Raw genomic sequence first — 25,129 nt, 5'->3', positions numbered from 1 at the left:
AACTTAACGATAACAATAAAAAAGCCTCTCAGCCGCTATTATTTAAGCTATTTACTATCAAGGTGTTGCAATAGATATTGCAAGGCAACTAAGTTATAGTTTGCAGCTGGAATAGAGCTTGCAAGAAAACATAATTAAGAATCAATTCTGCAAGAATTACTTGATGTTTAAGCAACCAAGGTTGCTGCGTTAACATTTAAAACATAAAGGATCAGCATGCGCGGTTTAGCAACACTCTTCATATTAGCGTCTGCATTGGTGGTAACACCGACATACTCTGATGAAGGCACCACACTTAAAGGCCCTAAAGGTGTCGATTACGGTGCGCAGGGGCGCTCTATTGGTCCAATTAAACCGACCGATACATTATGGCGTATTGCCGCTAAAATTCGCCCTGACAACTCTGTAAGCATTTATCAGGTCATGCAAGCTCTGTATGACAAAAACCCATCGTCATTTTTAGATCAAAACCTAAATCATATGCGTGATGGCGCATACCTAAAAATTCCAACCATTGCAGAAATGCGTGCGGTCAACCCGACATTAGCAAAAGCGCGTTCTGAACAAGATGATGAGCTGTGGGAAAAAAAGAAAAATGGTACGCTGACTACAGCTGAAATTAATGAATCGCAAAAGAAAGTAACTCAAGCCCGTAAAGTTGATGTAGACGAAGCAAAACAAGAACTTAAGCAAGAAATCAACACCATTAAAACAGAGCAGGGCACGCAGCTAGTAGAGTTACAAAAGCAGTTTAAATCGTCGGTTGAAAATGTTGAAGAAATCCTAGCTGAGAACAACAAGCTCAAAAAACAACTGAGCGGTATTTCTAAAGAGCTTGAAACCGTTCGTGATCAACTTGGCCAAGACAGTGAAATTCAAAAGCAGCTGAAAGAACTGATCACTAAACAAAATGAAATCATAGAGCAGCAAAAAGCAAAAAAGATTGAAGAGGACAGTGGGTTTAGTTTTTCGAGTTTACTGAGCAACCCATTTGTTCTCGGTGCATTAATGTTTATTCCTGCTTTACTGATCATTGCAGCCGTTGTGATGTTTTTGAAAAAACGCAACAGCACCAATGATGATACAGATGCAAGCGATGACGATGAATTTTTACCTCAAAGCCCAAGTTATAATGCTGATGATGATTTAGAAGCAATTATAGAAACTGATCCGCTAGTGCCAGATCCGGTTGAAGACAATGATGACTTGAGTGTGCGGTTAGATGACGACTTAGACCAAGACATGCTACCAGATGATGACATCATTTTTGACGACAGCATTGATGATAGTTTTGATGAAGACGACAGTGTTTTAAATCAAGATGAGCTAGAAGGTTTATTAAGTGATGATATCGAGTTTAATGATGAGTCTTCAAGTAGTGCTGACGATGATGATTTAGATGCATTTTTACAGCAAGATTTCGATCAAACCGATGACGATAGTTTAGGTGATGAAATTGACCTAGATAGCGAACAGTCTCCAGCAGATTCATCGGGTGATATTTTAAGTGCTGATGACATTGATGACCTATTTGATACTGATGAAGATGACTCGTTAGATAACGCCAATGATGAAATGGCAGCGCTTAGTGAAGAGCTTGCAGAAGATGACGCTGAAGATGATTTTGACATTGATAGCTTAATTGATGAGCAAAACAACACGGATTCTAATCAAGATGTAAACCTAGACGATATTGATGACTTACTCGATGAAAATAATGATGCCTCAACAACTAATGTTGAAGCAGAACTTATTGATGAAGACGATTTCGATATCGACAGCTTAATTGATGAAGCGCAAACAGAAGAGCCAGCAGCCGAAGCTAACGATGCATTAGAAAGCGATGATCTTGATGATGCGCTGGATGTTGATGACATTGACTCGCTGTTAGATGAAGTTCAAGAAGAAGCGCCAGCCGAAGAACCAAGCGGGGATGAGCTCATCGATGAAGATGATTTCGATATCGACAGCTTAATTGATGATGCACAAACAGAAGAGCCAGTTGCTGAAGCTAACGATGCATTAGAAAACGATGCTCTTGATGTTGATGACATTGACTCACTATTAGACGAAGTTCAAGAAGAACCTGCAGAAGAACCTAGCGCAGACGATTTAATCGACGAAGACGAGCTTGATGATGCCCTCGATGTTGATGACATTGATTCATTGCTAGATGAGACACAAACAGAGCCTGAAGCTGAACTTGTTGAGGAGCAGCCTGAAGAGCTTGCAGAAGAACCTAGCGCAGACGATTTAATCGATGAAGATGAGCTTGATGATGATTTAGATGTCGATGACATTGATTCATTATTAGATGAGGCACAAGCAGAGCAAGAGCCTGAAGCAGAGCTTGTTGAGGAGCAGCCTGAAGAGCTCGTAGAAGAGCCAAGCGCAGACGATTTAATCGACGAAGACGAGCTTGATGATGATTTAGATGTTGATGATATTGATTCATTATTAGATGAGGCGCATGTAGAGCAAGAGCCTGAAACGGAGCTTGTTGAGGAGCAGCCTGAAGAGCTTGCAGAAGAACCTAGCGCAGACGATTTAATCGACGAAGACGAGCTTGATGATGCCCTAGATGTTGATGATATTGATTCATTATTAGATGAGGCGCATGTAGAGCAAGAGCCTGAAACGGAGCTTGTTGAGGAGCAGCCTGAAGAGCTTGCAGAAGAACCTAGCGCAGACGATTTAATCGACGAAGACGAACTTGATGATGCCCTAGATGTTGATGACATTGACTCGCTGTTAGACGAAGTTCAAGAAGAGCCTGAATCTGAAGAGCTGGTTGAAGAGTCAATTGAAGAACCTAGTGCAGACGATTTAATCGACGAAGATGAGCTTGATGATGATTTAGATGTCGATGACATCGACTCACTATTAAATGAAGCTCAAGAAGAGCCTGAATCTGAAGAGCTGGTTGAAGAGTCAATCGAAGAACCTAGTGCAGACGATTTAATTGACGAAGATGAGCTTGATGATGATTTAGATGTCGATGACATCGACTCATTATTGGATGAAGCGCAGGAAGAGCCAGAACAAGAACCAGTTGAAGAGCTTACCGAAGAGCCTATTACGGATGATTTAAGCGATGAGTTTGATACTGATGAAATAGACTCACTACTTCATGAGGTTGATGCAGAGTCAGAAGAACCTGAGTTAACAGATGAAAGTAGCTCAGATATTGATGACAATGCTGAGCAAGACGACGAGCTCGATGTAGCAGATATTGACTCATTACTTGATGAAGACGCTAGTGATGAGCAGGACTCTGACGTTAATGATGAGCTCGAAGAGCTTATTCAGCAAACAAATGAGCTGAAGCAAGACACTGAAGCCCAGATCTCAGATTTAAGTCATGAACAGAGTGACAGTGCAGAGCATGATGAGAATCTACAAGAATCGCTAGAAGATTTAGCCGATGCTGATCAAGCGGTTGATGACATGAATGTTGAATCGATTGCATCAGAGTTGGTTGATGATACAGATGAAGTTGATATCGATGAAGCGCTCAATCAAGAGTTTAATGAAGATAGCGATGAGCTATTAGATGAAGATGATAGCCTTGACGAGTTTGCTGATCCGTCACTGAAAAGTGTTGATGAGTTATTAAATGAAATTGGTGAAGAAGATGACTATGTCGAAGCACCAGACTGGTCAATAGATGAACCAGAGCAAGACATAGAAGAAGTTGAAATTGATTTAGGCGATGATCCGCTAGCAGATGAAGACCTAACTGATGAATTTGATTTAACCGCCGACGAAGAGCCATTACAGCAAGATACGGTGACTCCTAGCCAAGAGTTGGAAGAGTATCCAGAGCTTGAGTTAGATGAAGCTGGTTTTGAATTGGATGAGTCTGATGAAGGCACTTCTAGTGAGTTAGATGAAGATGCACCATTACAGTTAAGTCAGGCAGAGCAAGACCTTGCTAATTCATTAGCAACGGGTAATGAGCTTGATCAGCTAGACGATGATTTTGATGATGAGATCTTGCTTGATAATGAATTTACAGAAGATGATATTCTTGATCCTGATGACGACTTATCGGAACAATCACAGAGTGAAGGCACAACAGAGTTAACGAGCGAAGCGCCAATTGACGATGAGGTGGCTGATAGCCAAGACGAATTAGAAGAGTTCCCTGAATTCGAATTGGACGATATTGAACTTGATGATGCCGTAGAAGCAGAGCAAACATTAGCTGATATCGAGTCCAATTTAGCTGACGAGGCTGATTTAAGTGAGCTGTCAGACGATGAAATCGATGATGATTTTATGGCTGACCTTACTCAAACAGACTTTGATGCGCTGTTAAATGAATTAGCAGAGCCAGATGAAGCTGATATTGCTGATGCCAGTGAGTTCGACGTTGATTTTAATGCACTATTAAATGAAGACTTACAGGGTGAAAGCGAACAGCCAGTTGAACCTGAAGTACAGGCATTAGATTCCGAGGGGCAACAAACTACTTCAACGGATGAGTTTGTAGATATCGATTCATTACTTGAACAAAGTGACGATGAAGCACTCGACCACGAACCTTATGATGAGGTTGATATGGATGTAGGGCTGAGTGATTTTAATGACTTACTAGCGGGTGAGAACCCAACTGATGTTGATGCCGAAAGTGGTGGTTACTCAGCGAAACTGGACTTAGCTCGGGCATATATCGAAATAGACGACTTTGACTCAGCGTTGCAAGCCATTGAAGATGTTATTGCCAATGGTCCAGAGGAAGTGCAAGAAGAAGCACAATCACTTAAGGCTAAAATTAACGAGTAATAAGTAAAACTGACAATAAAAAACCGAGCAACTAGCTCGGTTTTTTGTATCTAAGCGAAGACTATTGAGTGTCTTGTAAGCGACGAGCTTTGAAATCAGACTCGGCTTTCCACTTAGGCCAATCGCCGTTATCAGCAAGTTTGGCGGCAATATCAACGATCAGTTCAATATCTTGCTCAACACCGCCCATAGACCAATCTGCTGAATAGTCGTCAGCTTCTTTATGATATTTGTGCGCGATGTAATCAGGATCTGTATCACCTAAACTCATAAATAGTAAGCTAGGAACGCCTTGCTTAGCTAGAGAGAAGTGATCAGAGCGGAAGAACAAACCATTTTGAGGACGAGGGTCCATCTTTACATGACGACCTTGTGCTTTCGCTGCATCTGCAAGGTAGTCTTCCATTTCAGACATACCTTTACCGTATTGTAATATGTAGTCAACGCCATCAAGTACGTTCATACCATCAATATTAAGCAGTGCTACCATTTGCTTGGTTGGTACAATTTCGCCAGTAGCGAATTGCTCAGAACCAATAAGACCAGTTTCTTCAGCGGTAAAGTTGGCAAAGATAATAGAGCGTTTAAATGGTTTCTTTTTATGCATTTCAGTAAGAATACGGGCTATTTCTACCGTTGCTGCGCTACCTGATGCGTTATCAACAGCACCATTGTAGATTTTCACGCCGTCATCAGTTTGCTTGGTACCAAAGTGGTCCCAGTGCGCACCAATTACAATGTACTCATCAGGAGTTTCGCTACCTTTAAGCGTTGCAACAACATTATGCGATTGCGCTTGAGAGATATCGCTTTTCAGTGTCAGCGCTGCTTTCGCTTTTAAGTCGACAGGTTTAAAGTCAGCTTTTAGTGCGTTGGCTTTTTCAGTTTGATAATCAAGGCCTGCTTGAGCAAAAATTTCATTTGCCGCTTGTTCGTCAATCCAACCCATTACAGGGATGTCAGAAGCATTCTTATCTTGGTCGATTAAGGTATATTTGCTACCCGTGTTCGAGCTTTCTACAACGCCCCAAGGGTATGCGGCAGGAGCAGTTTCGTGAACGATAAATACCGCTTTTGCACCTTGGCGAGCACCTTCTTCATATTTGTAAGTCCAACGACCGTAGTAGGTCATAGCATTACCGGTGAAAAGCGCGTCGTCTTGGGTGGCAAAACCAGGATCATTAACAAGCACGATAATTGTTTTGTCTTTTACATCAATATCAGCAAAGTCATCCCAATTATATTCAGGTGCATTGATACCATAGCCAACAAACACAACATCAGAGCCATCGATGTTGATTTCAGGGTTAATTTGTTGGGTACGGGCGGTAAAATCACTGCCAGCATTAAAACTCAAATCACCCACTTGTAAGCTCATGTTTTGATCTGGGGTGAGTTTTGCCATAGTAACTGGCTGTAAAAACTCGCCATTAAAACTACCGCTTAAGCCGAGTTTTTTATATTCATCGGCCAAATAGTTAATGGTTAGTGTTTCGCCTTCAGTTAAAGGGCCACGGCCTAAGAATTCATCAGAGGCGAGGGTTTTAATATGTGAGCGTACATTGGCAATATTTACGGCTTCATTGCTTTCAGCGTTCGGTTTATCAGTGCTTGTTGTTGATTGCTCAGAGCAGCCGAATAAACCAATTGCAAGTGCCAAGCTTGCATACTTAAGGTGAGTTGTCATAGTTTTTCTGGTTGATTGCACAGGGTTTCACTATATGGGACGCGAAGGGGGCTGTCCAGAAAGAGTCTACAAATAACTAATTATTCAGGATGAAAGGATAATAATGCACCTTTCATCCTGCCAATTTTACCACCACGCTTTATCAATCGCCGTATCTTGAATTTTAAATACCTCTCCAACTAGCGGAGTACTCAGTGATACTTGCTCTTGTCCTGCTTTTTTAGCGACACGTTTAAGTGGGTCATACCAAGCATGAAAGGCCAGATCGAATGTACCATTATGCACTGGCACCATCACATCACCTTGTAAGTCGAGGTGAGCTTGCACTGATTGTTCTGGTGTCATGTGAATGTCAGCCCAATCTTTGTCGTAAGCACCGGTTTCAATAAAAGTGATATCAAACGGCCCATAGCGATTACCAATCTCTTTAAAGCCAGCAAAATAGCCAGAGTCACCGCTAAAATAAAAGCGCTTGTCATTTACTTTAATAGCCCAAGAGCCCCAAAGAGTTTTATTGCCGTCTGTTAAGCCTCGGCCAGAAAAGTGCTGGGTTGGTGTAAATACAATTTGGCTATTTGCCATATTTTGCTCTTGCCACCAATCAAAGCTATGGACTTTTTGTTTATCAACGCCCCATTTTTTCAGGTCGTTTTCGACTCCTAATGGCACATAAAAAGAATCTGTTTTATCAACAAGCTGTTTAATTGCTGCTTTATCTAAGTGATCATAATGGTTGTGCGAAATAAACACTTTAGCAATGTTTGGTAGCTCTGCAATGCTGATAGGTGTTGGCTGAAAGCGCTTTGGCCCCATGAATGAAAAAGGCGAAGCGCGCTCTGAAAATACCGGATCAAATAGCCAGTATTCGTCATACACTTTCGCTAAAATAGAGGAGTGACCTAATTTCACAAAATGCACTGTGTCATTAGATAAACGCTCAAGCTGTGCATGAGAAACACAGTGCATAGGCAGTTCACCTTTTGGCTCTGCATCAATTTTCTTTTCTGTAATAAAGCGTTTGAAGATACCTAGCGTTTTCTTAAAGCTGGGTCTTTCTACCTCAGCAGTATTGTGGAACTTGCCATCAGATAATTGCGCAGAGTGGCTGTTATCACTCACGCCTTCAGCGGCTAATTGGTTATTCATAATAAACACTCCTATCACGATGCAGAGAGTGGCGATTGCGAGCCATTTTAGAAATTTCATATCGTCACCATAAGTAAACTACACGGTGTAGTTTTTCATGGTTTGCTATAAAAGTAAACTATCTAGTGCATTTTTTATTTTTGCGTTACACTAGTAACCCTTATCGGAGGGGTCCATGAAATTATCACAGAGAAAACGATTAGATATTTTGAATGCAGCTGAGACATTGTTTTTTCAGCAAGGTGTTGAGCATACCAGTATGGATCAGGTTGCAAGCTTAGCGGGTGCCTCAAAGCGTACCGTATATAATCACTTTGAAAATAAAGATGTGTTGTTTCAAGCCATTCTAGTGTTTATGTTTGAAAAAGTCCGCCAAGAGCAAGCGGTTGTATTTGATGCCGCTGTGCCAATTGCACAGCAGTTAACACGCATTGCTGAACAAGAAGTGGCACTTTTGACCTCTGAAGAGTTTTTAAAAGTAGCGAAAGTCGCTTTCATGCAGATGTTACAGCAGCCTGATTTAGCAAAATCATTAGCCAGTAATAACATGGGCTGTATGCAAGATCTGGTGGCGTTTTTAGAAGCAGGTGTGAAAGCACAGGTTTTAACTATTGATGATGTTGAGTTTGCAGCAAAACAGTTTGTGTATCAGTTAAAGTCTCTGATCTTTTATCCGTTGCTGTATGGCTTTGAGCGCCAAGAAGGCGACTCAGATAACAAAGTAATAAGCGAAACTGTAAAAATGTTCTTAGCGCGTTATGGGCGCTGATATTTTGGAACATAAAAAAGCCCGCTTAATGCGGGCTTTTTAAATATCTGCAAGAAGGTTTACTTCACTTCTTTACCAGCTGCTTGTTGGTCAGCATGGTAGCTTGAGCGAACAAATGGACCACAGGCCGCATGTGTAAAGCCAATTTCGTCTGCATAATCTTTTAAAGCATCAAACTCTGCTGGCGGCACATAGCGTTTGACCGGTAAGTGGTGCTTAGAAGGTTGTAGGTATTGACCTACTGTTAGCATATCAACGTTATGCTCGCGTAAGTCACGTAACACTTCTTCGATTTCGCTAATTTCTTCACCTAAACCTACCATCAAACCAGACTTAGTTTTCACATCTGGATGTGCTTCTTTGAAGCGGCGTAACAACTCAAGTGACCATTTATAGTCAGCACCTGGACGCGCTAATTTGTATAAACGCGGTGCTGTTTCTAAATTGTGGTTAAATACATCTGGCGGCGTCTCGATTAAGATATCAAGGGCTCTGTCCATACGACCACGGAAATCAGGTACTAGAATTTCAATCGTGATTTCTGGGTTGTGCTTACGAATTTCACGAATACAGTCAGCAAAGTGCTGTGCACCACCATCACGTAAATCATCACGGTCTACTGACGTGATTACAACATAGCTTAGCTTCATGTCTTTAATAGTCAGCGCTAGCTTTTCTGGCTCAGCTGCGTCTGGCTTTAATGGACGGCCATGGGCAACATCACAGAACGGACAACGACGAGTACAAATAGCACCTAAGATCATGAAAGTCGCAGTACCATGGTTGAAGCATTCAGATAGGTTAGGGCACGAAGCCTCTTCACACACTGAGTGTAAACCATGTTTACGCATCGCTTGTTTAATACCATCAATACGTTCAGTTGATTTTGGTAAGCGAATTTTAAGCCACTCTGGCTTACGCAACATTTCGTTTTTTTCAGTCGGTAAAACTTTAACTGGGATCAGTGCCATTTTTTCTGCATCACGCAGTTTTACGCCTGGTTCCATTTTGACTGGTTTATTCATTCGTTTTCAAACCCTTCAGTGTGCTTAACCACAGTAGCATTAAGCTTTTTAATCATGTGTTTTACAAGCCCTGCACCTGCTTGCTCGAGGTTTTGCGGACCGTTAAGATCGGTTGTTTGCACCATGTTCATGCCAGCATAGCCGCATGGATTAATACGTAAGAATGGACTTAGATCCATACTTACATTTAGTGCTAAACCGTGGAAAGAGCAACCGCGGCGAACGCGAAGGCCTAATGAGGCAACTTTGCTGTCGTTAACGTAAACACCGGGTGCATCCGCTTTCGCGTAGGCATCAATGTCGTAGTCTTTTAACGTATCAATAATGCACTCTTCAAGCCAGGTTACTAGCTCCCTTACACCAATGTTTAAACGACGTAAGTTGAATAGCACATACATCATTTGTTGGCCTGGTCCGTGATAGGTAACTTGACCACCACGATCCACTTGGATCACTTCGATATCACCGGTATTTAATAAGTGCTCAGCTTTGCCTGCTTGGCCTTGCGTAAATACTGGCTCGTGCTCTACAAGCCAAATTTCATCTGCTGTGTGCTCATCACGGGTGTCGGTAAAAGATTGCATTTTTTGCCAAATTGGCATGTAACGCTGACGACCTAATTGACGAACGATTAATTCTCTTTCACTCACGAGTTACTCCGTAATCGGCCTATAGCATGTGACGTACGTCATCGATGTTGCTGATCACGTTATAAATTTCTTCGATGTGCTCTTTACTTGTAACGGTTGCTACAAGCGTTACAGATTCGTAATTACCTTTGCTGCTTGGTTTTACCTTTGGCGCATAATCGCCAGGTGCAATTGGTTGCAGCTTTTCTAGGATCTGATCTGTTAGATTTACGTTAGCTAAGCCCATGATTTTAAATGTGAATGGGCAAGGGAAATCTAAATACTCATCAAACTTAGTATTTTTTACAGGTTGAACCACGACGGTGACTCCTCAAACAGTGAGTGTGCTTAATAGAGGTGTTCTCTGCCATTTCTTGGCGTTAAGCAAACTTAGATTACGACGCACTCGACCCAGCGCGACTGATATGGGGCGCATTCTATCATTTTTCAGACAAAAAAAAACGCCTTGCGGTGCAAGGCGTTTATAAACTTTATGACCAGATTACTGAATTTGTAAACGTAGGTAATCGTAGATCTTGCTAAAGAAGCTGCCTTCTTCCACTTCTTCTAGTGTAACTAGTGGATATTGTGCAATTTCTTCACCTTCAAGCTGTAAGAATAGCGTGCCTACTTTAGTACCTTTAGCAAGCGGCGCTTCTAATGTTTTATCAAGCTCGAAGTTCGCTTTTAAGTTTTTACGCTGACCACGTGGAATAGTAATAGGTGTATCTTCTAAGATACCTAACGATACGTTTTCTTTGTTACCCATCCAAATACGTTGCTCAGCAAAGCTGTCGCCTGCTTTATATGGGGTGATTGTTTCGAAAAAGCGGAAACCGTAGTTCAATAGTTTTTTGCTTTCAATTTTACGAGCACGTTCGCTTTCTGTGCCCATTACTACCGCGATTAAACGCATGTCATCTTTAGTTGCAGAAGTTACTAAGCTATAACCCGCTTCTGATGTATGGCCAGTTTTAATACCGTCAACGTTCATGCTTTCATCCCATAACAATGAGTTACGGTTGTATTGCTTGATGCCGTTAAAAGTGAATGATTTTTTCGCGTATACTTCGTACTCATCAGGTACATCGCGAATAAGTGCAGCACCTAAGGTTGCCATATCACGTGGTGTCGTGAAGTGTTCGTTAGTATCTAAACCATGGCTATTTACGAAGTGGCTGTTAGTCATGCCAAGCTTTTCAGCGTGGGCATTCATTAAATCAGCAAATGCGCTTTCACTACCAGCAATGTGTTCTGCCATTGCTACACAGGCATCGTTACCCGATTGAATAATGATACCGTGGTTTAAGTCATCAACGCTGATCTGCTTACCGACTTCGATAAACATTTTTGATGATTCAGGGAAATTTTTTGCCCAGGCTTTTTCACTGACTGTAACCATATCAGTTGGTGCAATATTACCTGCTTTGATTTCAGTACCAATTACATAACTGGTCATCATTTTGGTTAAACTAGCCGGTGCTAATTTTGTATCTGCTTCGCCTTCGGCAATCACTTTACCTGTGGTGAAATCAACCAAGAAATAACCTTTCGCATTAACTTGAGGTGGGGCAGGGATAATTTGGGCTGTTGCAGAAAATACGCTAGCAGTGCAAACAAGGCCACAAACGCCACTTAAGATTTTATATTTTATAGATTTCATCGTACTCATTAATGGTTAAAGTTAAACATGTTGCGTTGACCTATTCTAAAGGTCTTACTCACTGTAAAGCAAGAACGCGTTCTGAAATTGGTTTTGTTTTAGCTTTTCTAAAACTGCTTGTGCTTCTGCGGCATCTTTTATTGGACCAAGACGTAATCGATAGATTCCATCTTTTTCAACAATGTTTGTTGGCACATGATATTGCTGACGAAGTTGAAACGCGAGCGCTTCAACATTAGCAAGAGTACTTCCCGCTGCAACCTGAATGTAGCTTAAACGAGGGGCAGAATTGGCAAGGGTAACAGCCTCAACCTTAACACGGGCTGTACCTTGTCGGTAATAACCTAATTTATAGGCCGCAGAATAAGATAAATCGATAATTCGGTCATCATGAAATGGGCCACGGTCGTTTACACGAACAATTACTGATTTTCCGTTATCTAAATTTGTTACTCTGGCAAAGCTCGGTAGCGGCAGTGTTTTATGAGCTGCTGTCATCGCAAACATATCGTACACTTCGCCGTTTGAGGTGTGATAATTGTGAAACTTTCGACCATACCACGAAGCAATCCCTTCTTCTGCATAGCCTGTTTCATCTAACATCGGCGTGTAGCGTTTACCACGGACTTCGTAAGGGCGACTAGCGCTTGCACTCTTAACAACCGGGGTGACTATGGCATCTTGCATTTCAAGTTCGGTTGGTTTTCGAAGCGGGGCTGCATCATGCTCCATAGCATAACGGCCTTGCTGAGATGAAGAGCTACATGCTGCTAGCAGCACAGAAAATAACGCTATAAGTAAGTAATTGACTCGCTGTGTCATTATTTTAAAAGCATCCTTTTATCGGTGGCGATAGACATGATAATGCCAAATCCGGCCATCAAGGTCACCATTGAGGTGCCACCATAGCTTATTAGTGGTAACGGAACACCTACTACAGGCAGTAAGCCCGAAACCATGCCAATATTTACAAATACATAAACGAAGAAGGTCAGTGTTAATGCGCCGGCAAGCAGTTTACCAAACGCATCTTGCGCATTGACTGCAATATATAAGCCACGGCCAATAATAAACAAGTACATACAAAGTAATAAACAAACCCCGAACAGGCCAAACTCTTCGCTCAGTACAGAAAAGATAAAATCGGTATGACGCTCAGGTAAAAACTCCAATTGTGATTGGGTGCCTTGCAGCCAGCCTTTACCCTCAATGCCACCAGAACCTATCGCAATTTTCGATTGAATAATGTGGTAACCCGAGCCAAGCGGATCGCTTTCAGGATCTAAAAAGGTCAGTACCCGTTGTTTTTGATAATCAAGCATCACGTAATGCCAAAACGGCCATGCTGCCAAACCAACAGCAGCAGATAAAAAGCCAATAAGACGCCAACTTAGTCCAGATAAAAACAATACAAATATCCCTGAGCTGGCAATCAAAATAGAGGTACCTAAGTCGGGTTGCTCTTTAATTAAAATGGTTGGCACCATTACAATCGCAAAGCCAATAATTAAATGGATGATTCTTGGCGGTAAATGGTTACGCCCGATATACCATGCAACCATCATTGGCACGGCAATTTTCATTAACTCTGACGGCTGGAAACGGGTCACACCTAAGTCAAGCCAGCGCTGTGCACCTTTTGAACTAACCCCAAATAACAACACCCCAACCAGCATCAAAAGCCCCACGCAGTAGAGCGGAATGACCATACTTTTTAATGTGTTAGGCGAAAACTGCGCGAGTATAAACATACCTAAGATAGCGCCAAACATACGTGTTGCGTGGCGTATCATCATCGCTGAGTCTTGGCCGCTGGCACTGTATACAATGGCAAGGCTGGCTACCATCATCGTCATCAGAGCTAGAAGCAACGGTAAGTCTAGGTGTAGGCGCTGCCAAATTGAGCGTTTTTTATTTAATGGGATCATGGCGCGTCACTTTGGGCTATTTGAATCGGATTCGCTGAGAAGTAGTAATCCATTAATTGACGCGCAATAGGCGCACCAACCGTACTACCACCACCGGTGTTTTCAACCACCACAGAGACCACAATTTGTGGGTCGTTATAGGGTGCAAAACCAACGTAGATAGCGTTATCACGTTGGCGCTCTTTAAGTGACTTAGCATCATAACGCTCACCTTGAGCAATACTCACAACCTGAGCAGTACCCGTTTTACCTGCTGGGTCGTAATTCGCCCCTTTAAATGCTTTATGTGCAGTACCTGTGACTTTATGTACGGTGTTGTGCATCGCATCTAGCGCAATTTGCCAATGATGAGGATTTTTTAATACTACAGGTGGCTTTTCATCATTATTGATTTGCGTTACTTCGTTTTCTTTTTTAGCGACTTGTACAAGGTGCGGAGGATGATCGAGCCCGCGGTTCACTAATATGTTGGTAGCATTAGCTATTTGCATTGGTGTTGCGGTCCAATAACCTTGCCCAATACCCACTGAAATGGTGTCGCCGCGCCACCATGACTCTCTAAAGCGACCTTCTTTCCACTCTCGCGATGGCATAATGGCAGATGTTTCTTCGTGAATATCGATTCCAGAGAGCTCGCCAAAGCCAAACTGCGTCATAAAGTCACTGATTTTGGTGATCCCTAAACGGTAAGCAACATCGTAAAAATAGGTATCGCATGATTCTTCAATAGCACGATAAACATCAACATGACCATGGCCCCAACGTTTCCAGTCACGCCATTTGTGCTCCACATTAGGAATTTGGAAAAAGCCCGGATCCCAAATTTGTGTTTGCTCTGTTACCAGTCCTTCTTCAAGGGCAAGAATTGACATATGAGGTTTAACTGTAGAGGCAGGTGCATAACGCCCTTGCGTGGTACGGTTAATTAGCGGTCGGTCTGGGTTTAACAACTTTTTGTAATCTGTGCTGCTGATACCATGAACAAATAAATTCGGGTCATAACTTGGGTTAGAGTAGAGTGCTAAAACGCCGCCATCTTTAGCATCAAGCACTACAATGGCACCACGCATATCTTTTAAGGCATGTTGAGCAATTTGTTGCAGGCCAATATCCAAAGTAAGTACTAAGTCGTGACCTGGCTCAGGTGGCGTGAGGCTTAAAGTACGGATAACTCGGCCACGGTTATTCACTTCAACGCGCTGCGAACCAACCACACCATGAAGAAGTTCTTCGTAATACTTTTCGATACCGAGCTTACCAATGTCGTGCGTTGCACGGTAGTTGGTTGCTTGGTCTTCTGCTTCAAGTTTGGTGAGTTCTTTTTTGTTAAGTTTGGCAACATAACCTAAGGCATGGGTAAGGGTATCACCATAAGGGTAATAGCGAGCCAAACGTGCTTCGATACTAAAGCCTGGAAACTTATGCTGATTAACCGAGAACTTTGCAACTTCGGTTTCGTCTAAACGGGCTTTTAATACTTGGCTTTTAAAGCGGCGATTGTGCTTAATGTCATCTAGAAAGTCAGCTTTTTGTTGCTCAGTTATTTCGATAACTTTTTCAACTTCGCTCAGTGCCTCTTCAAGGTTATCAACTTCCTCGGGTATGACTTCTAAATTATAAACTGGCTTGTTTTCAGCCAGTAATACGCCATTTCTGTCGTAAATAAGCCCACGGTTAGGGGCTATTGGAATAACTTTGATGCGGTTATCGTTCGAACGTGTCTGGTAGTCTTGATGTTCGATAACTTGGATGTTGTATAGGTTAGATAACAACACACCAATTAACAGTGTAACAAACACAAAACCCACAAATGCTCGGCGAGCAAATAAGTTTGCCTCAGCCGAGTGGTCTCGAATCGTGGGTCTGTGTTTTCGCATTGGCTTTACTACTCGCGATGATAAGGGTGGTTGTTATTCAAGCTCCAGCCTCGGTAAAGGCTTTCTGCAACAATAATGCGCACTAGAGGGTGCGGTAGTGTCAGGTTTGATAATGACCATTTTTGCTCAGACGCTGCAATACACTCAGGTGCTAAACCTTCTGGTCCGCCGATCAATAAGCTGACATCGCGACCATCAAGCTGCCATTTTTCCATACTTTTTGCCAGCTGATGGGTATCCATTGGCTTACCGGTGACCTCTAGCGTCACAATGCGGTTGCCTTTAGGGATAGCAGCAAGGGTCTTTTCGCCTTCAAGTTGTAAAATACGTTTGATATCCGCATTTTTACCACGTTTACCTGCGGGGATTTCAATTAGCTCAAGGGGCATATCACGTGGGAAGCGACGTTGATATTCTGTGAATCCGGTTTCAACCCATGCTGGCATTTTGGTACCAACAGCAATCAATTGTATTTTCAAAATGGTTACCTATGTCCTTGCTAAGGGTTAGCCCCAAAGTTTCTCTAGATCATAGAAGTCGCGAGATTGGTCTTGCATTACATGCACTACCACATCACCTAGGTCTACAAGCACCCATTCGCCTTCATTTTGGCCTTCGTAACCGAGAGGCTCTTCACCTGCATGGCGTGCTTCTTTAGCAACGTGATCAGCAATCGATTGTACATGGCGTTTAGAGTTACCTGAGCACACTAACATGTAATCAGTAATGTCAGACTTACCACGAACATCAAGCTGTACCACATCACGGGCTTTCATATCGTCGACTTTATCAAGGGCAAATGCGAGTAGTTGTTTAGAATCCAAAGTGTTTTCTCAAAAATAAATAATCTTAATTTGTTATTTTATCACGCAGGCAGTATTTATTCATCTGTTTGGTAAAGATGATGCTGCGCAATGTATTGACTTACATTGGTAGGTAAAAGTTCCGCTACATCATTATTTAAATGCAGCTTTTTTCTGATTTCGCTTGAGGCGGCATTAACTTGTAAGCCATTTAAAAAGAATAACTTACCTGCAGGGGCTTGTTGTAGCTGGCTAAGTTGCTCTGTTACGGCATTCTCTTTATAAGCTGCAAGTTCACCAGATACTTGGCAGTGCTGCCCCGGGCGCTGGTACACGACGATATGACAAAGTTTGACAATCTCTTGCCATTTAAACCATTTATCTAGGCTATTGAATGAGTCCATGCCGATTAAAAACATAATCGGCGCTGCTGGGTTTTCTGCACGAAGCTCTTCTAAACTCAGCAAAGAATAAGACGCACCTTCTCGGTTTAGCTCACGGTAATCGATAGCAAAATGCGGATTGCTGTCAATCGCAAGTTTTAGCATATTAATGCGATGCTCATCACTTATTCCTGGCTTGGCTTTATGGGCAGGAATAGCGCAAGGCATGAAGTAAAGGGTATCGAGTTGGCACTGCTGAACACACTGCTGGGCCATATTAATATGACCTAAGTGAATTGGATCAAAGGTGCCACCAAAAATAGCAATCATGAATTGTTACTCTTAGTCAAAGACCGGGTGGCAAGGTAAAGGTATCGCCACTGGTTGGCAAAACACTAAGCATATTTGCATTAATGCTTGGTAGGGGGCTACAAGGTTGCCTTGTTTATATGCAGCATCAAACTGAGCTAATTGTTTGGTAATTTGTTCGAGTACTTGGATGTTCAAGCGGTTTAAGGCCTGTTGTACAACAGCTTGTTGGTTTTTCCAAATATTATACTTTTTGTATAAATCAGCCATATTGGCACCATTCAAGCGCCCGTGTTGCATTGCCAGTAAGTTAGCTGCTTCTTTATTGATGGCCCAAAAAATACTCATGGCTTCAGTGTTATCGGCAGCCAGCTTAGTCATTACTTTAACTGCTTGTTCAGCGTGGCCATTTAATAAAGCATCACTCAAATCAAAAATATCAAACTTTGACTGATTTAGTAGCCCTTGCATCACAGCTTGTTGGTCAATTAGCTCACTACCATATAGCAAAGACAGTTTTTCTAACTCTTGATGACAGGCAAGTAAATTTCCTTCAGTGGCATCAATTAAGCTTTGTTTCGCGTTGTTATGAAGGTTTAAGTTTAAACGATAGCACTGTTCATCTAACCAGCGGCTCAGGTGATTACCTGTTAATGGGTAACAAGGAACAAATAAGCCTTGCTTATCGAGGGCTTTAAACCAAGCACTGCGCTGAATATCTTGGCTGGCTTTGGCACCTTTTAAAACCAAAATAGTATCAGGATTAGCAAGCTCAACAAGCTGCTTAAAGATTTGACTGCCTTGCGTACCTGGTTTTTGCTCGTTTAAATCGAACTCAATTAGGGTACGAGCGCTGAACAGTGACATACTTTGGTATTGAGCAACAATTTCTTGCCAATCAAAACCCGGCATTAAAGTAAATTTGATTACCTCGTCAAAGCCTTGCTGTTTAGCTGCTTGACGAATTTGCATGATGCACTGAGCAATTTGATAAGGCTCTTCACCAAACACCATGTAAAAAGGCGCGAGGCCTTTTTTTAACTGGCTAGGAAGCTGGTTTGCATAACAACGCATTACAGTTGTGATAACTCACGAACAATACGACGACTCGCTTGCTTACGAATTTCGCCTAATAGCAAATCAAGCTCTTTTGCTTTTGCAAGGGCATTGTCTGGGTCGTCTTGGTAGTTACGATACAATTCAAAGCTTTGATTAATCGCTTTTTGTCCAGGGCGCTTCAGGGTATAGCTTACGCTATAGGCAAGTTCATATTCAGCAACCTGACCATTATCAAATAATGACAAGATTTGACGCTCTAAGCGGTCTTTGTGAATCTTTAACTCAGGGTGTTTACCAACTTGGTTAAGCTCAACTTTACTCGCAATCAGTTCTTTTTCGACTAATTCGAATAATGCTGACTTTTCATCATCACCAACAAGGGTGAGTACTTTCAAGTCGTCAGGCAAGTTAGAGGCTTTCTTTAAATGAAAGCCACAACTTGTCAGCAGTAAACAGACTAGCGCGAGGGCTAGTCCGTTTTTCAGTGCTTGAAGCGCTGCCATCTTAGTTAGCAACCACGTTAAGTAGTTTGCCAGGTACGTAAATTACTTTACGGATAGTCGCGCCCTCAGTGAACTTAGTCACGTTTTCTTCAGCAAATGCTAATGCTTCAACTTGCTCTTTGGTTGCATCTGCAGGCACTGTTAACTTAGCACGTAGCTTACCGTTAACTTGTACAATGATTAGCTTCTCATCTTCAACAAGTGCTGACTCATCAACTGTTGGCCATGCTGCATCTAAGATGTCGCCTTCCTTGCCAAGGTCTTGCCATAACTGGTGACACATGTGCGGTGTGATAGGCGCAAGCATGATAAGTAATGCTTCAAGTGCTTCGTTAGCAATTGCCACATCTTGTTTATCAGCAAGTGGTGCTTTAAGTAACTTGTTCGAGATTTCCATGATAGCAGCGATTGCAGTGTTGAATGTTTGACGACGTTCAACGTCATCAGTCACTTTTGCAATTGCTTTATGAAGTTCACGACGAAGAACTTTTTGGTCGTTGTTTAATGCTGATTTATCAAGCGCTTGGTAGCCTACTGTTTCTACATCAACAGCGTATTTCCAAATACGTTTTAAGAAACGCATTGCACCTTCAACACCTGAATCAGACCATTCAAGAGTTTGCTCTGGTGGTGCTGTAAACATCATGAATAAACGAACTGTATCTGCACCGTACTCGGCAATAACTTGTTGTGGGTCGATACCGTTGTTTTTCGATTTCGACATTTTGCTCATGCCCGCAGAGAATACCGGCTCGCCATCTTCTTTGTGCCACGCTTTAACAACACGACCTTTGTCGTCTGTTTCAGTTTGTACATCAGTTGGTGAAATCCAGATATCACCGCCTTTCTCATCTTTACGATAGAAAGTATCAGCTAGTACCATGCCTTGACATAACAAGCGCTCAAATGGCTCATCTGAGTTTACTAAACCAAAGTCACGTAATAGTTTGTGGAAGAAACGCGAGTAAAGTAAGTGCAAGATCGCATGCTCAATACCACCAATGTATTGGTTTACTGGTAACCAGTAATTTGCAGCACCTGGCTCGATCATGCCTTCGTCAAAACGTGGGCTACAGTAACGAGCGTAGTACCAAGACGACTCCATGAAGGTATCGAAGGTATCTGTTTCGTGGAATGCAGGCGCGCCATTTACAGTTGTTTTAGCCCACTCAGGATCAGCTTTGATTGGTGAAGTCACACCATTCATTACTACGTCTTCTGGTAAGCGAACTGGTAGCATGTCTTCTGTTGCTGCAAGCTCATCACCATTTTCGTCGCTAAGCATTGGAATTGGAGAACCCCAGTAACGCTGACGGCTAACACCCCAGTCACGTAGACGGAAATTAACTTTACGCTCACCTACACCCAGCGCTTCTAGTTTGTCTGCAACGGCATTAAACGCTGCTTCAAACTCAAGACCATCGAACTCACCCGAGTTAACTAACACGCCTTTTTCTGTGTATGCTTGATTGTCTAAATCAACTGTTTCTTCAGAACCTGCAGCTGGTGCGATAACTTGGGCAATTTCAAGGCCATAAGCTGATGCGAACTCGTAGTCACGTTGGTCATGTGCAGGAACAGCCATAACTGCGCCTGAGCCGTAATCCATTAATACAAAGTTAGCAACCCAAATTGGTACTTGCTTACCTGTTAATGGGTGAATTGCATAAAAGCCAGTTGCAATGCCTTTTTTGTCCATGGTTGCCATGTCTGCTTCAGCGATTTTCGTGTTTTTACACTCATCAACAAACATAGCTACAGCGTCGCTGTTTTTAGCGGCTTCTTGTGCAATTGGGTGACCGGCAGCAACTGCTACGTAAGTCACACCCATAAAGGTATCTGGGCGCGTTGTATAAACACTGAATGTATCTTCGTTATCTGCACGCTTAAATTCGATTTCTAAACCTTCAGAACGACCAATCCAGTTGCGCTGCATGGTTTTAACTTGCTCAGGCCAGTGATCAAGTTTATCTAAATCGTCTAGTAGCTCTTGTGCGTAATCAGTGATTTTGATGAACCATTGAGGAATTTCTTTTTGCTCAACAATGGCACCTGAACGCCAACCACGACCATCAATAACTTGTTCGTTAGCAAGTACTGTTTGGTCAACTGGATCCCAGTTTACTGTTGACATCTTCTTGTATACTAAGCCTTTTTCGTAAAGCTTAGTGAAGAACCACTGCTCCCACTTGTAGTATTCTGGGTGACATGTTGCGATTTCACGATCCCAATCATAACCAAAGCCTAATTGCTTTAACTGGTCACGCATGTAATCGATGTTTTCGTAAGTCCACTTAGCAGGGGCTGTGTTGTTTTTGATTGCCGCATTTTCAGCAGGTAGACCAAACGCATCCCAACCCATAGGTTGCATTACGTTTTTGCCTTGCAAGCGTTGGAAGCGTGATACTACGTCACCAATGGTGTAGTTACGAACGTGACCCATGTGGAGTCGGCCGCTTGGGTATGGGAACATAGATAGGCAGTAATACTTTTCTTTGCTCTCATCTTCAGTGACTTTAAATACTTGGTTTTCTTCCCAGTAGGCTTGTACTTTTGACTCAATGTCTTGCGGGTTATATTGCTCTTGCATCTACGATTCCAGACTTCTTGCAAATTAATAAAAAATTGTCGATAAGGATAACCCAAAATACATGCTAATCACAGCGACAAATAGGCGCTTTTGTTAATTTTCCAATGAAATATATTTTCAGGGCAGGTTAACCTATACTCAACTAGAATAACGGTTGATTTTTCATCATTTTTGAAGGAGTAAACGATGGCAGATTATAAATCTTGGCTTAGCGATTTAAGTGCATGGCTTAAAGACGTAAAAGATCATGAGCTAAAAGATGCAATGGAAAAATTTGTTGAGTCAGAGCAAGCACTTAAAGACTTAGGGCAAGAAAAGCTCAATCAGTATCGTGACTATCTACAACGCGATATCGACCACATTAAAGAAAACGACAGCCACTATGATTCACTCGCATGGCTAGAGCTTAAAGAATCGCTTTGGTATGAGTTATCGCACATTGAAGATAAAACCCAGCTCGAATGGCAAGCCTTAAACCAAGATTTTCAACACAATGGTGTTTATCAAGAGGGAGAATGGATAGCCATGGGCACATTAGTATGTAAAAATTGTCAGCATAGTTACGATGTTTACCATGCTACGCAAATTACTCCTTGTACTGAATGTGGCGGTATTTATTTTCGCCGTAAGGCATTACAACCTTAATCAGTGACGCAGGCTTGTGCTGGGCGTTACCTATAATGCCCAGTCAAGACTGGGAAATAAGAAGTTAGAATGACAAAAAAACTAATCCCTCTACCTATTTCTGCGTTAGCGCCTAAAATTGCCGCAAGTCATGTTGCGACTTGTATGCAAAACCCATATCCAGAAGCGTTGCCATTTATTGGTCAACAACGTGCACAAAGTGCCCTCGACTTTTCACTCGGAATGGAATTACCGGGTTACAATGTTTATGTCATGGGTGAAGCGGCTCATGGTCGTTACACCTTAGTAAAAGACAAACTCACAGCCCATTCAAAAGACCGCCCAACGCCTAATGAGTGGTTGTATGTTAACAACTATGATGACCACCGCGAGCCAATCGCGTTATTCATGCAAGCAGGTCAATCAAAGCAGTTAGCTGACGATATAGACTCATTTATCGACGAAGTACTCGATACATTCCCAGCGGCTTTTGATAACCCGGGTTATCAGCGCAAGAAAAAGTCAATCGACCGTGAGTTTACCGATACTTACGATGCGGCAATTACTGCTGTTGAAATTGCAGCACTTGAGCAAAGTGTGGCATTGATTGAAGAAAATGGTGTTGTGGGATTTGCGCCTTTAGTGAATGGTAAACAACTGAGCGACAGTGAATTTGCAGCCCTTGATGAGCCACTGCGTATTGAATTTTATGAGGTTATCGAAAAGCTTGAAGACGCGTTAATCGAAGCATTAATTGAGCTTCCTCGCTGGAAACGAGAGTCATCTGAAAAACTGCGTAACCTTAAAAAATCAACTGCTGAGCTTGCCACTAAGCCACTCATTAAAGCCCTTGAACATAAATACGCTACGCACATTGGTGTATTACGTTATTTAAAAGACATTCGTGAAGAAATCATTGATGCGGTACTTGAATGGCTCGACGATGATGAAAACGACGAAAACAAAGAAGACTTTGACCGTAAAGGGATGCTCACAGACTTCTTTGCGCCAAATATTCTAGTCGAATACAAAGAGGGCGATGCAGCTCCTGTGGTGTATGAGCCGAACCCGACTTTTGGCAATATTTTCGGCAAAATTGAATATGCAACCTCACAAGGCTCGCTTATTACCAGTTACCGCTCAATTCAGCCAGGTGCACTGCATCGTGCTAATGGTGGCTACTTGATTATGGATGCTGAAAAAGTCATGGCGAATCCACAAGTGTGGGATGGCCTTAAGCTTTCTTTAAAAACGCATCAAATTAAAAACGACTTACCCTATCAAGACAGCTCTGTGGGAAGTAGCTTTACGTTACGTCCGCAGCTTATTCCTCTTGATGTAAAAATAGTGCTGCTAGGCTCTCGCGACCTTTACTACACCATAGGTGAATATGACGAAGAGTTTGCAGAGTTATTCCGTGTCCTTGCTGATTTTGATTACTATTTGCCAAGTAGCGATAAACTACAATATCAGTTCATTACCAAGGTAACAGAGTATTGTCAGCAAACACTCAACTGCACCGTAAATGAAGCGGCAATGGCGAGGTTATTAAAGTTTAGTTATCGCCAAGCTGAGCACCATAACAAGCTCTCAGCTCGTTTTGCTGATGTATTAGAGTTAGTGGCAGAAGCCAGTTTTTATGCCAAACAAGATGGCCAAACAGTGATTGATGCTCATCACATAGATGAAGCCATTGTTGGTAAGCAATACCGTACAGGGCAAATTTCAGAAACCATGCTGAGTGATATCAAAGAAGGGCAAATTTTAATTGCAACCGAAGGTCACGCAGTGGGCAAAGTAAATGGCTTAACTGTGCTGCATATTGGCGATACCTCATTTGGCACACCAGCACGCATTACAGCCACTGTGTACGCAGGTGCGGATGGCGTAATTGACGTTGAACGAGAAGCTGAACTAGGTAAAGCCATTCACTCTAAAGGAGTGATGCTATTAACCGGTTACTTAGGAAATAAGTATGCTCAGCAATTTAGTCTAACGCTCAGTGCCAATATCGCAATAGAGCAAAGCTATGGCTACATCGACGGTGATAGCGCCTCATTAGCAGAGCTGTGCGCGCTTATATCAGCCATTACAAACTTACCTATAAGCCAATCTATCGCACTGACGGGGTCAATTAACCAGCATGGTGATGTGCAATCAATTGGTGGTGTGAACGAGAAAATAGAAGGCTTCTTCAAGCTTTGTAAAATGCGTGGCTTAACCGGCGAGCAAGGGGTGATTATTCCTAAATCAAACCAAGTTAATTTAGTGCTTGATGACGAAGTACTCGATGCGGTTGAAAAAGGGCGCTTTAATATTTATGCCGTTGAAACCGTTGATCAAGCACTGAGCTTATTAATGGATAAAGACGCAGGTGAAATGACCGCAGAAGGTTACCCTGAAGGCTCTATTAACGCGCTAGCCTTAGCAAGGCTTGCCAATATCGCTGATATCGTAAATGGCGACAATGATGATGAGAAGGACGCAGAATGATTAATTTAATACTTTTACTGATCATTGGTATTTTTTGTTTTTTAATCTTTAAAAATAGTAAAAAGGCGAAGCTACAAGCCCTTGAAAATGAAAAACTCGCCGCAGACTTTTTAGCGAATAACAGTAAAGCCGATGATGTTCATGAAACCGCATCTGGGCTGCAATACAAAATTGAGCAAAGTTCAGGGAATGACACAAAGCCAAGTGCAACCAGTAAAGTAAAAGTTCACTATCATGGCACGCTCATGGATGGCAGTGTTTTTGACAGTTCAGTGGTAAGAAATTCGCCAATCAGCTTTGGTTTGAATCAAGTCATTGCAGGTTGGACCGAAGGCTTACAGCTAATGAACGAAGGGGATAAGTTTACCTTTTATATCCCGCCTCAGCTTGCTTACGGCCGTAAACGCGTCGGCAGCATTCCAGCAGGCTCGCTACTTATATTTGATGTAGAGTTGATTAAGATAGAATTTTAAAATGTTAAAAAGGCTTCATCATGAAGCCTTTTTTAATTGCCTGCTAAAGTAGTTGAACAGATTTACCTCAATGCAAACATTATTGAATGTAAAGTAGCTGAGACTTTTAAAGTAATTTGCTCTTTCGAACATGCACGTTGCAGTGTAATAACTAGTTAATCTTGCGTTGACAAAATTGCTCGGTCGCTATATGTGTTCTAAAGTACCTTTTTGGGGTATTTTATTTGCACTGAAGTAGTAAATCCTCATCTCATTTTTTAAAATGAACCTCTATAGCCCATAGAAAACCTTCAGAAAATTAGGTTGTTTCTTGTATTTTGGTTATTTTAAAGTTGCATTAATAAAAGGATTTTTGAATGTACAAACTTATATTATTGTTT

At 42.2% G+C, this 25,129-nt stretch carries 20 protein-coding genes; 5 read left to right on the top strand and 15 right to left on the bottom strand.

From position 1 onward, the window contains the following. Positions 1-216 precede the first annotated feature (216 nt). Positions 217-4,788: a FimV/HubP family polar landmark protein gene (locus L1D51_RS08105; RefSeq protein WP_239963387.1), complete on the top strand. Its 4,572-nt coding sequence runs from the start codon at positions 217-219 to the stop codon at positions 4,786-4,788. A 61-nt stretch (positions 4,789-4,849) separates the two neighbouring features. On the opposite strand, the gene L1D51_RS08100 is transcribed toward L1D51_RS08105, so the two are convergent. Further along, a complete protein-coding gene (locus tag L1D51_RS08100) occupies positions 4,850-6,475 on the bottom strand; it encodes a M28 family metallopeptidase (RefSeq protein ID WP_239963386.1) in 1,626 nt (541 codons plus the stop codon). Between the two features lie 126 nt (positions 6,476-6,601). Then, positions 6,602-7,621, bottom strand: coding sequence for an MBL fold metallo-hydrolase (locus tag L1D51_RS08095; protein WP_239963385.1), 1,020 nt, complete (start codon positions 7,619-7,621; stop codon positions 6,602-6,604). 175 nt (positions 7,622-7,796) lie between these two features. Between L1D51_RS08095 and L1D51_RS08090 the strand changes: the two genes are divergently transcribed. Further along, the gene (locus L1D51_RS08090) at positions 7,797-8,390 is read left to right on the top strand and encodes a TetR/AcrR family transcriptional regulator (RefSeq protein WP_054561833.1); all 594 of its coding nucleotides are present in this window, start codon (positions 7,797-7,799) and stop codon (positions 8,388-8,390) included. A 59-nt stretch (positions 8,391-8,449) separates the two neighbouring features. Here the strand turns inward: L1D51_RS08090 and lipA are convergent, their stop codons facing one another. The 13 genes from lipA to leuS form a co-directional block, all read right to left on the bottom strand. Next, positions 8,450-9,415, bottom strand: a complete 966-nt coding sequence (gene lipA, locus L1D51_RS08085; RefSeq protein WP_054551675.1) for a lipoyl synthase — start codon at positions 9,413-9,415, stop codon at positions 8,450-8,452. Further along, on the bottom strand, positions 9,412-10,065 hold the full coding sequence (lipB, locus tag L1D51_RS08080) for a lipoyl(octanoyl) transferase LipB (RefSeq protein WP_082389180.1): 654 nt from the start codon (positions 10,063-10,065) through the stop codon (positions 9,412-9,414). The genes lipA and lipB overlap by 4 nt, the downstream gene beginning before the upstream one ends. 19 nt (positions 10,066-10,084) lie before the next feature. Further along, positions 10,085-10,363 carry a DUF493 family protein YbeD gene (ybeD, locus tag L1D51_RS08075; RefSeq protein WP_054551674.1) on the bottom strand — a complete coding sequence of 93 codons (279 nt, stop codon included), beginning with the start codon at positions 10,361-10,363 and terminating at the stop codon, positions 10,085-10,087. Between the two features lie 183 nt (positions 10,364-10,546). Further along, positions 10,547-11,707: a serine hydrolase gene (locus L1D51_RS08070; RefSeq protein ID WP_239963384.1), complete on the bottom strand. Its 1,161-nt coding sequence runs from the start codon at positions 11,705-11,707 to the stop codon at positions 10,547-10,549. Positions 11,708-11,761: 54 nt separating this feature from the next. Then, positions 11,762-12,529 (bottom strand): septal ring lytic transglycosylase RlpA family protein, encoded by a 768-nt coding sequence (locus tag L1D51_RS08065; protein ID WP_054561832.1) that lies wholly within the window; start codon positions 12,527-12,529, stop codon positions 11,762-11,764. Then, a complete protein-coding gene (gene rodA / locus L1D51_RS08060) occupies positions 12,529-13,635 on the bottom strand; it encodes a rod shape-determining protein RodA (protein WP_054561831.1) in 1,107 nt (368 codons plus the stop codon). The genes L1D51_RS08065 and rodA overlap by 1 nt, the downstream gene beginning before the upstream one ends. Further along, positions 13,632-15,512 (bottom strand): penicillin-binding protein 2, encoded by a 1,881-nt coding sequence (gene mrdA / locus L1D51_RS08055; protein ID WP_239963383.1) that lies wholly within the window; start codon positions 15,510-15,512, stop codon positions 13,632-13,634. Before mrdA ends, rodA begins: the two co-directional genes overlap by 4 nt. An 8-nt stretch (positions 15,513-15,520) precedes the next feature. Next, positions 15,521-15,991 (bottom strand): 23S rRNA (pseudouridine(1915)-N(3))-methyltransferase RlmH, encoded by a 471-nt coding sequence (gene rlmH / locus L1D51_RS08050; protein ID WP_036967350.1) that lies wholly within the window; start codon positions 15,989-15,991, stop codon positions 15,521-15,523. Between the two features lie 27 nt (positions 15,992-16,018). Beyond that, entirely contained in the window at positions 16,019-16,336 is a 318-nt protein-coding gene (gene rsfS, locus L1D51_RS08045) for a ribosome silencing factor (protein ID WP_054561829.1), read from the bottom strand. Between the two features lie 56 nt (positions 16,337-16,392). After that, positions 16,393-17,028 (bottom strand): nicotinate-nucleotide adenylyltransferase, encoded by a 636-nt coding sequence (nadD, locus tag L1D51_RS08040; RefSeq protein ID WP_239963382.1) that lies wholly within the window; start codon positions 17,026-17,028, stop codon positions 16,393-16,395. 12 nt (positions 17,029-17,040) lie between these two features. After that, on the bottom strand, positions 17,041-18,081 hold the full coding sequence (gene holA, locus L1D51_RS08035; protein WP_062564350.1) for a DNA polymerase III subunit delta: 1,041 nt from the start codon (positions 18,079-18,081) through the stop codon (positions 17,041-17,043). Continuing rightward, a complete protein-coding gene (locus L1D51_RS08030; protein ID WP_054561826.1) occupies positions 18,081-18,569 on the bottom strand; it encodes an LPS-assembly lipoprotein LptE in 489 nt (162 codons plus the stop codon). The genes holA and L1D51_RS08030 overlap by 1 nt, the downstream gene beginning before the upstream one ends. A 1-nt stretch (position 18,570) precedes the next feature. Next, positions 18,571-21,159, bottom strand: coding sequence for a leucine--tRNA ligase (leuS, locus tag L1D51_RS08025; RefSeq protein WP_175079005.1), 2,589 nt, complete (start codon positions 21,157-21,159; stop codon positions 18,571-18,573). A 186-nt stretch (positions 21,160-21,345) separates the two neighbouring features. Here leuS and L1D51_RS08020 point away from each other — a divergent pair, with 186 nt between their 5' ends. The 3 genes from L1D51_RS08020 (at position 21,346) to bamJ (ending at position 24,749) form a co-directional block, all read left to right on the top strand. Beyond that, positions 21,346-21,804: a zinc ribbon-containing protein gene (locus tag L1D51_RS08020; RefSeq protein WP_054551664.1), complete on the top strand. Its 459-nt coding sequence runs from the start codon at positions 21,346-21,348 to the stop codon at positions 21,802-21,804. A 69-nt stretch (positions 21,805-21,873) separates the two neighbouring features. After that, positions 21,874-24,276, top strand: coding sequence for a Lon protease family protein (locus tag L1D51_RS08015; protein ID WP_055196909.1), 2,403 nt, complete (start codon positions 21,874-21,876; stop codon positions 24,274-24,276). Next, positions 24,273-24,749: a BamJ family beta-barrel-assembly machinery protein gene (gene bamJ / locus L1D51_RS08010; RefSeq protein ID WP_239963381.1), complete on the top strand. Its 477-nt coding sequence runs from the start codon at positions 24,273-24,275 to the stop codon at positions 24,747-24,749. Before L1D51_RS08015 ends, bamJ begins: the two co-directional genes overlap by 4 nt. Positions 24,750-25,129 lie beyond the last annotated feature (380 nt).

The sequence above is a fragment of the Pseudoalteromonas shioyasakiensis genome (assembly GCF_022398475.1).
Taxonomy (GTDB): Bacteria; Pseudomonadota; Gammaproteobacteria; order Enterobacterales; family Alteromonadaceae; genus Pseudoalteromonas.
This window is presented reverse-complemented; position numbering and strand designations above follow the sequence as displayed.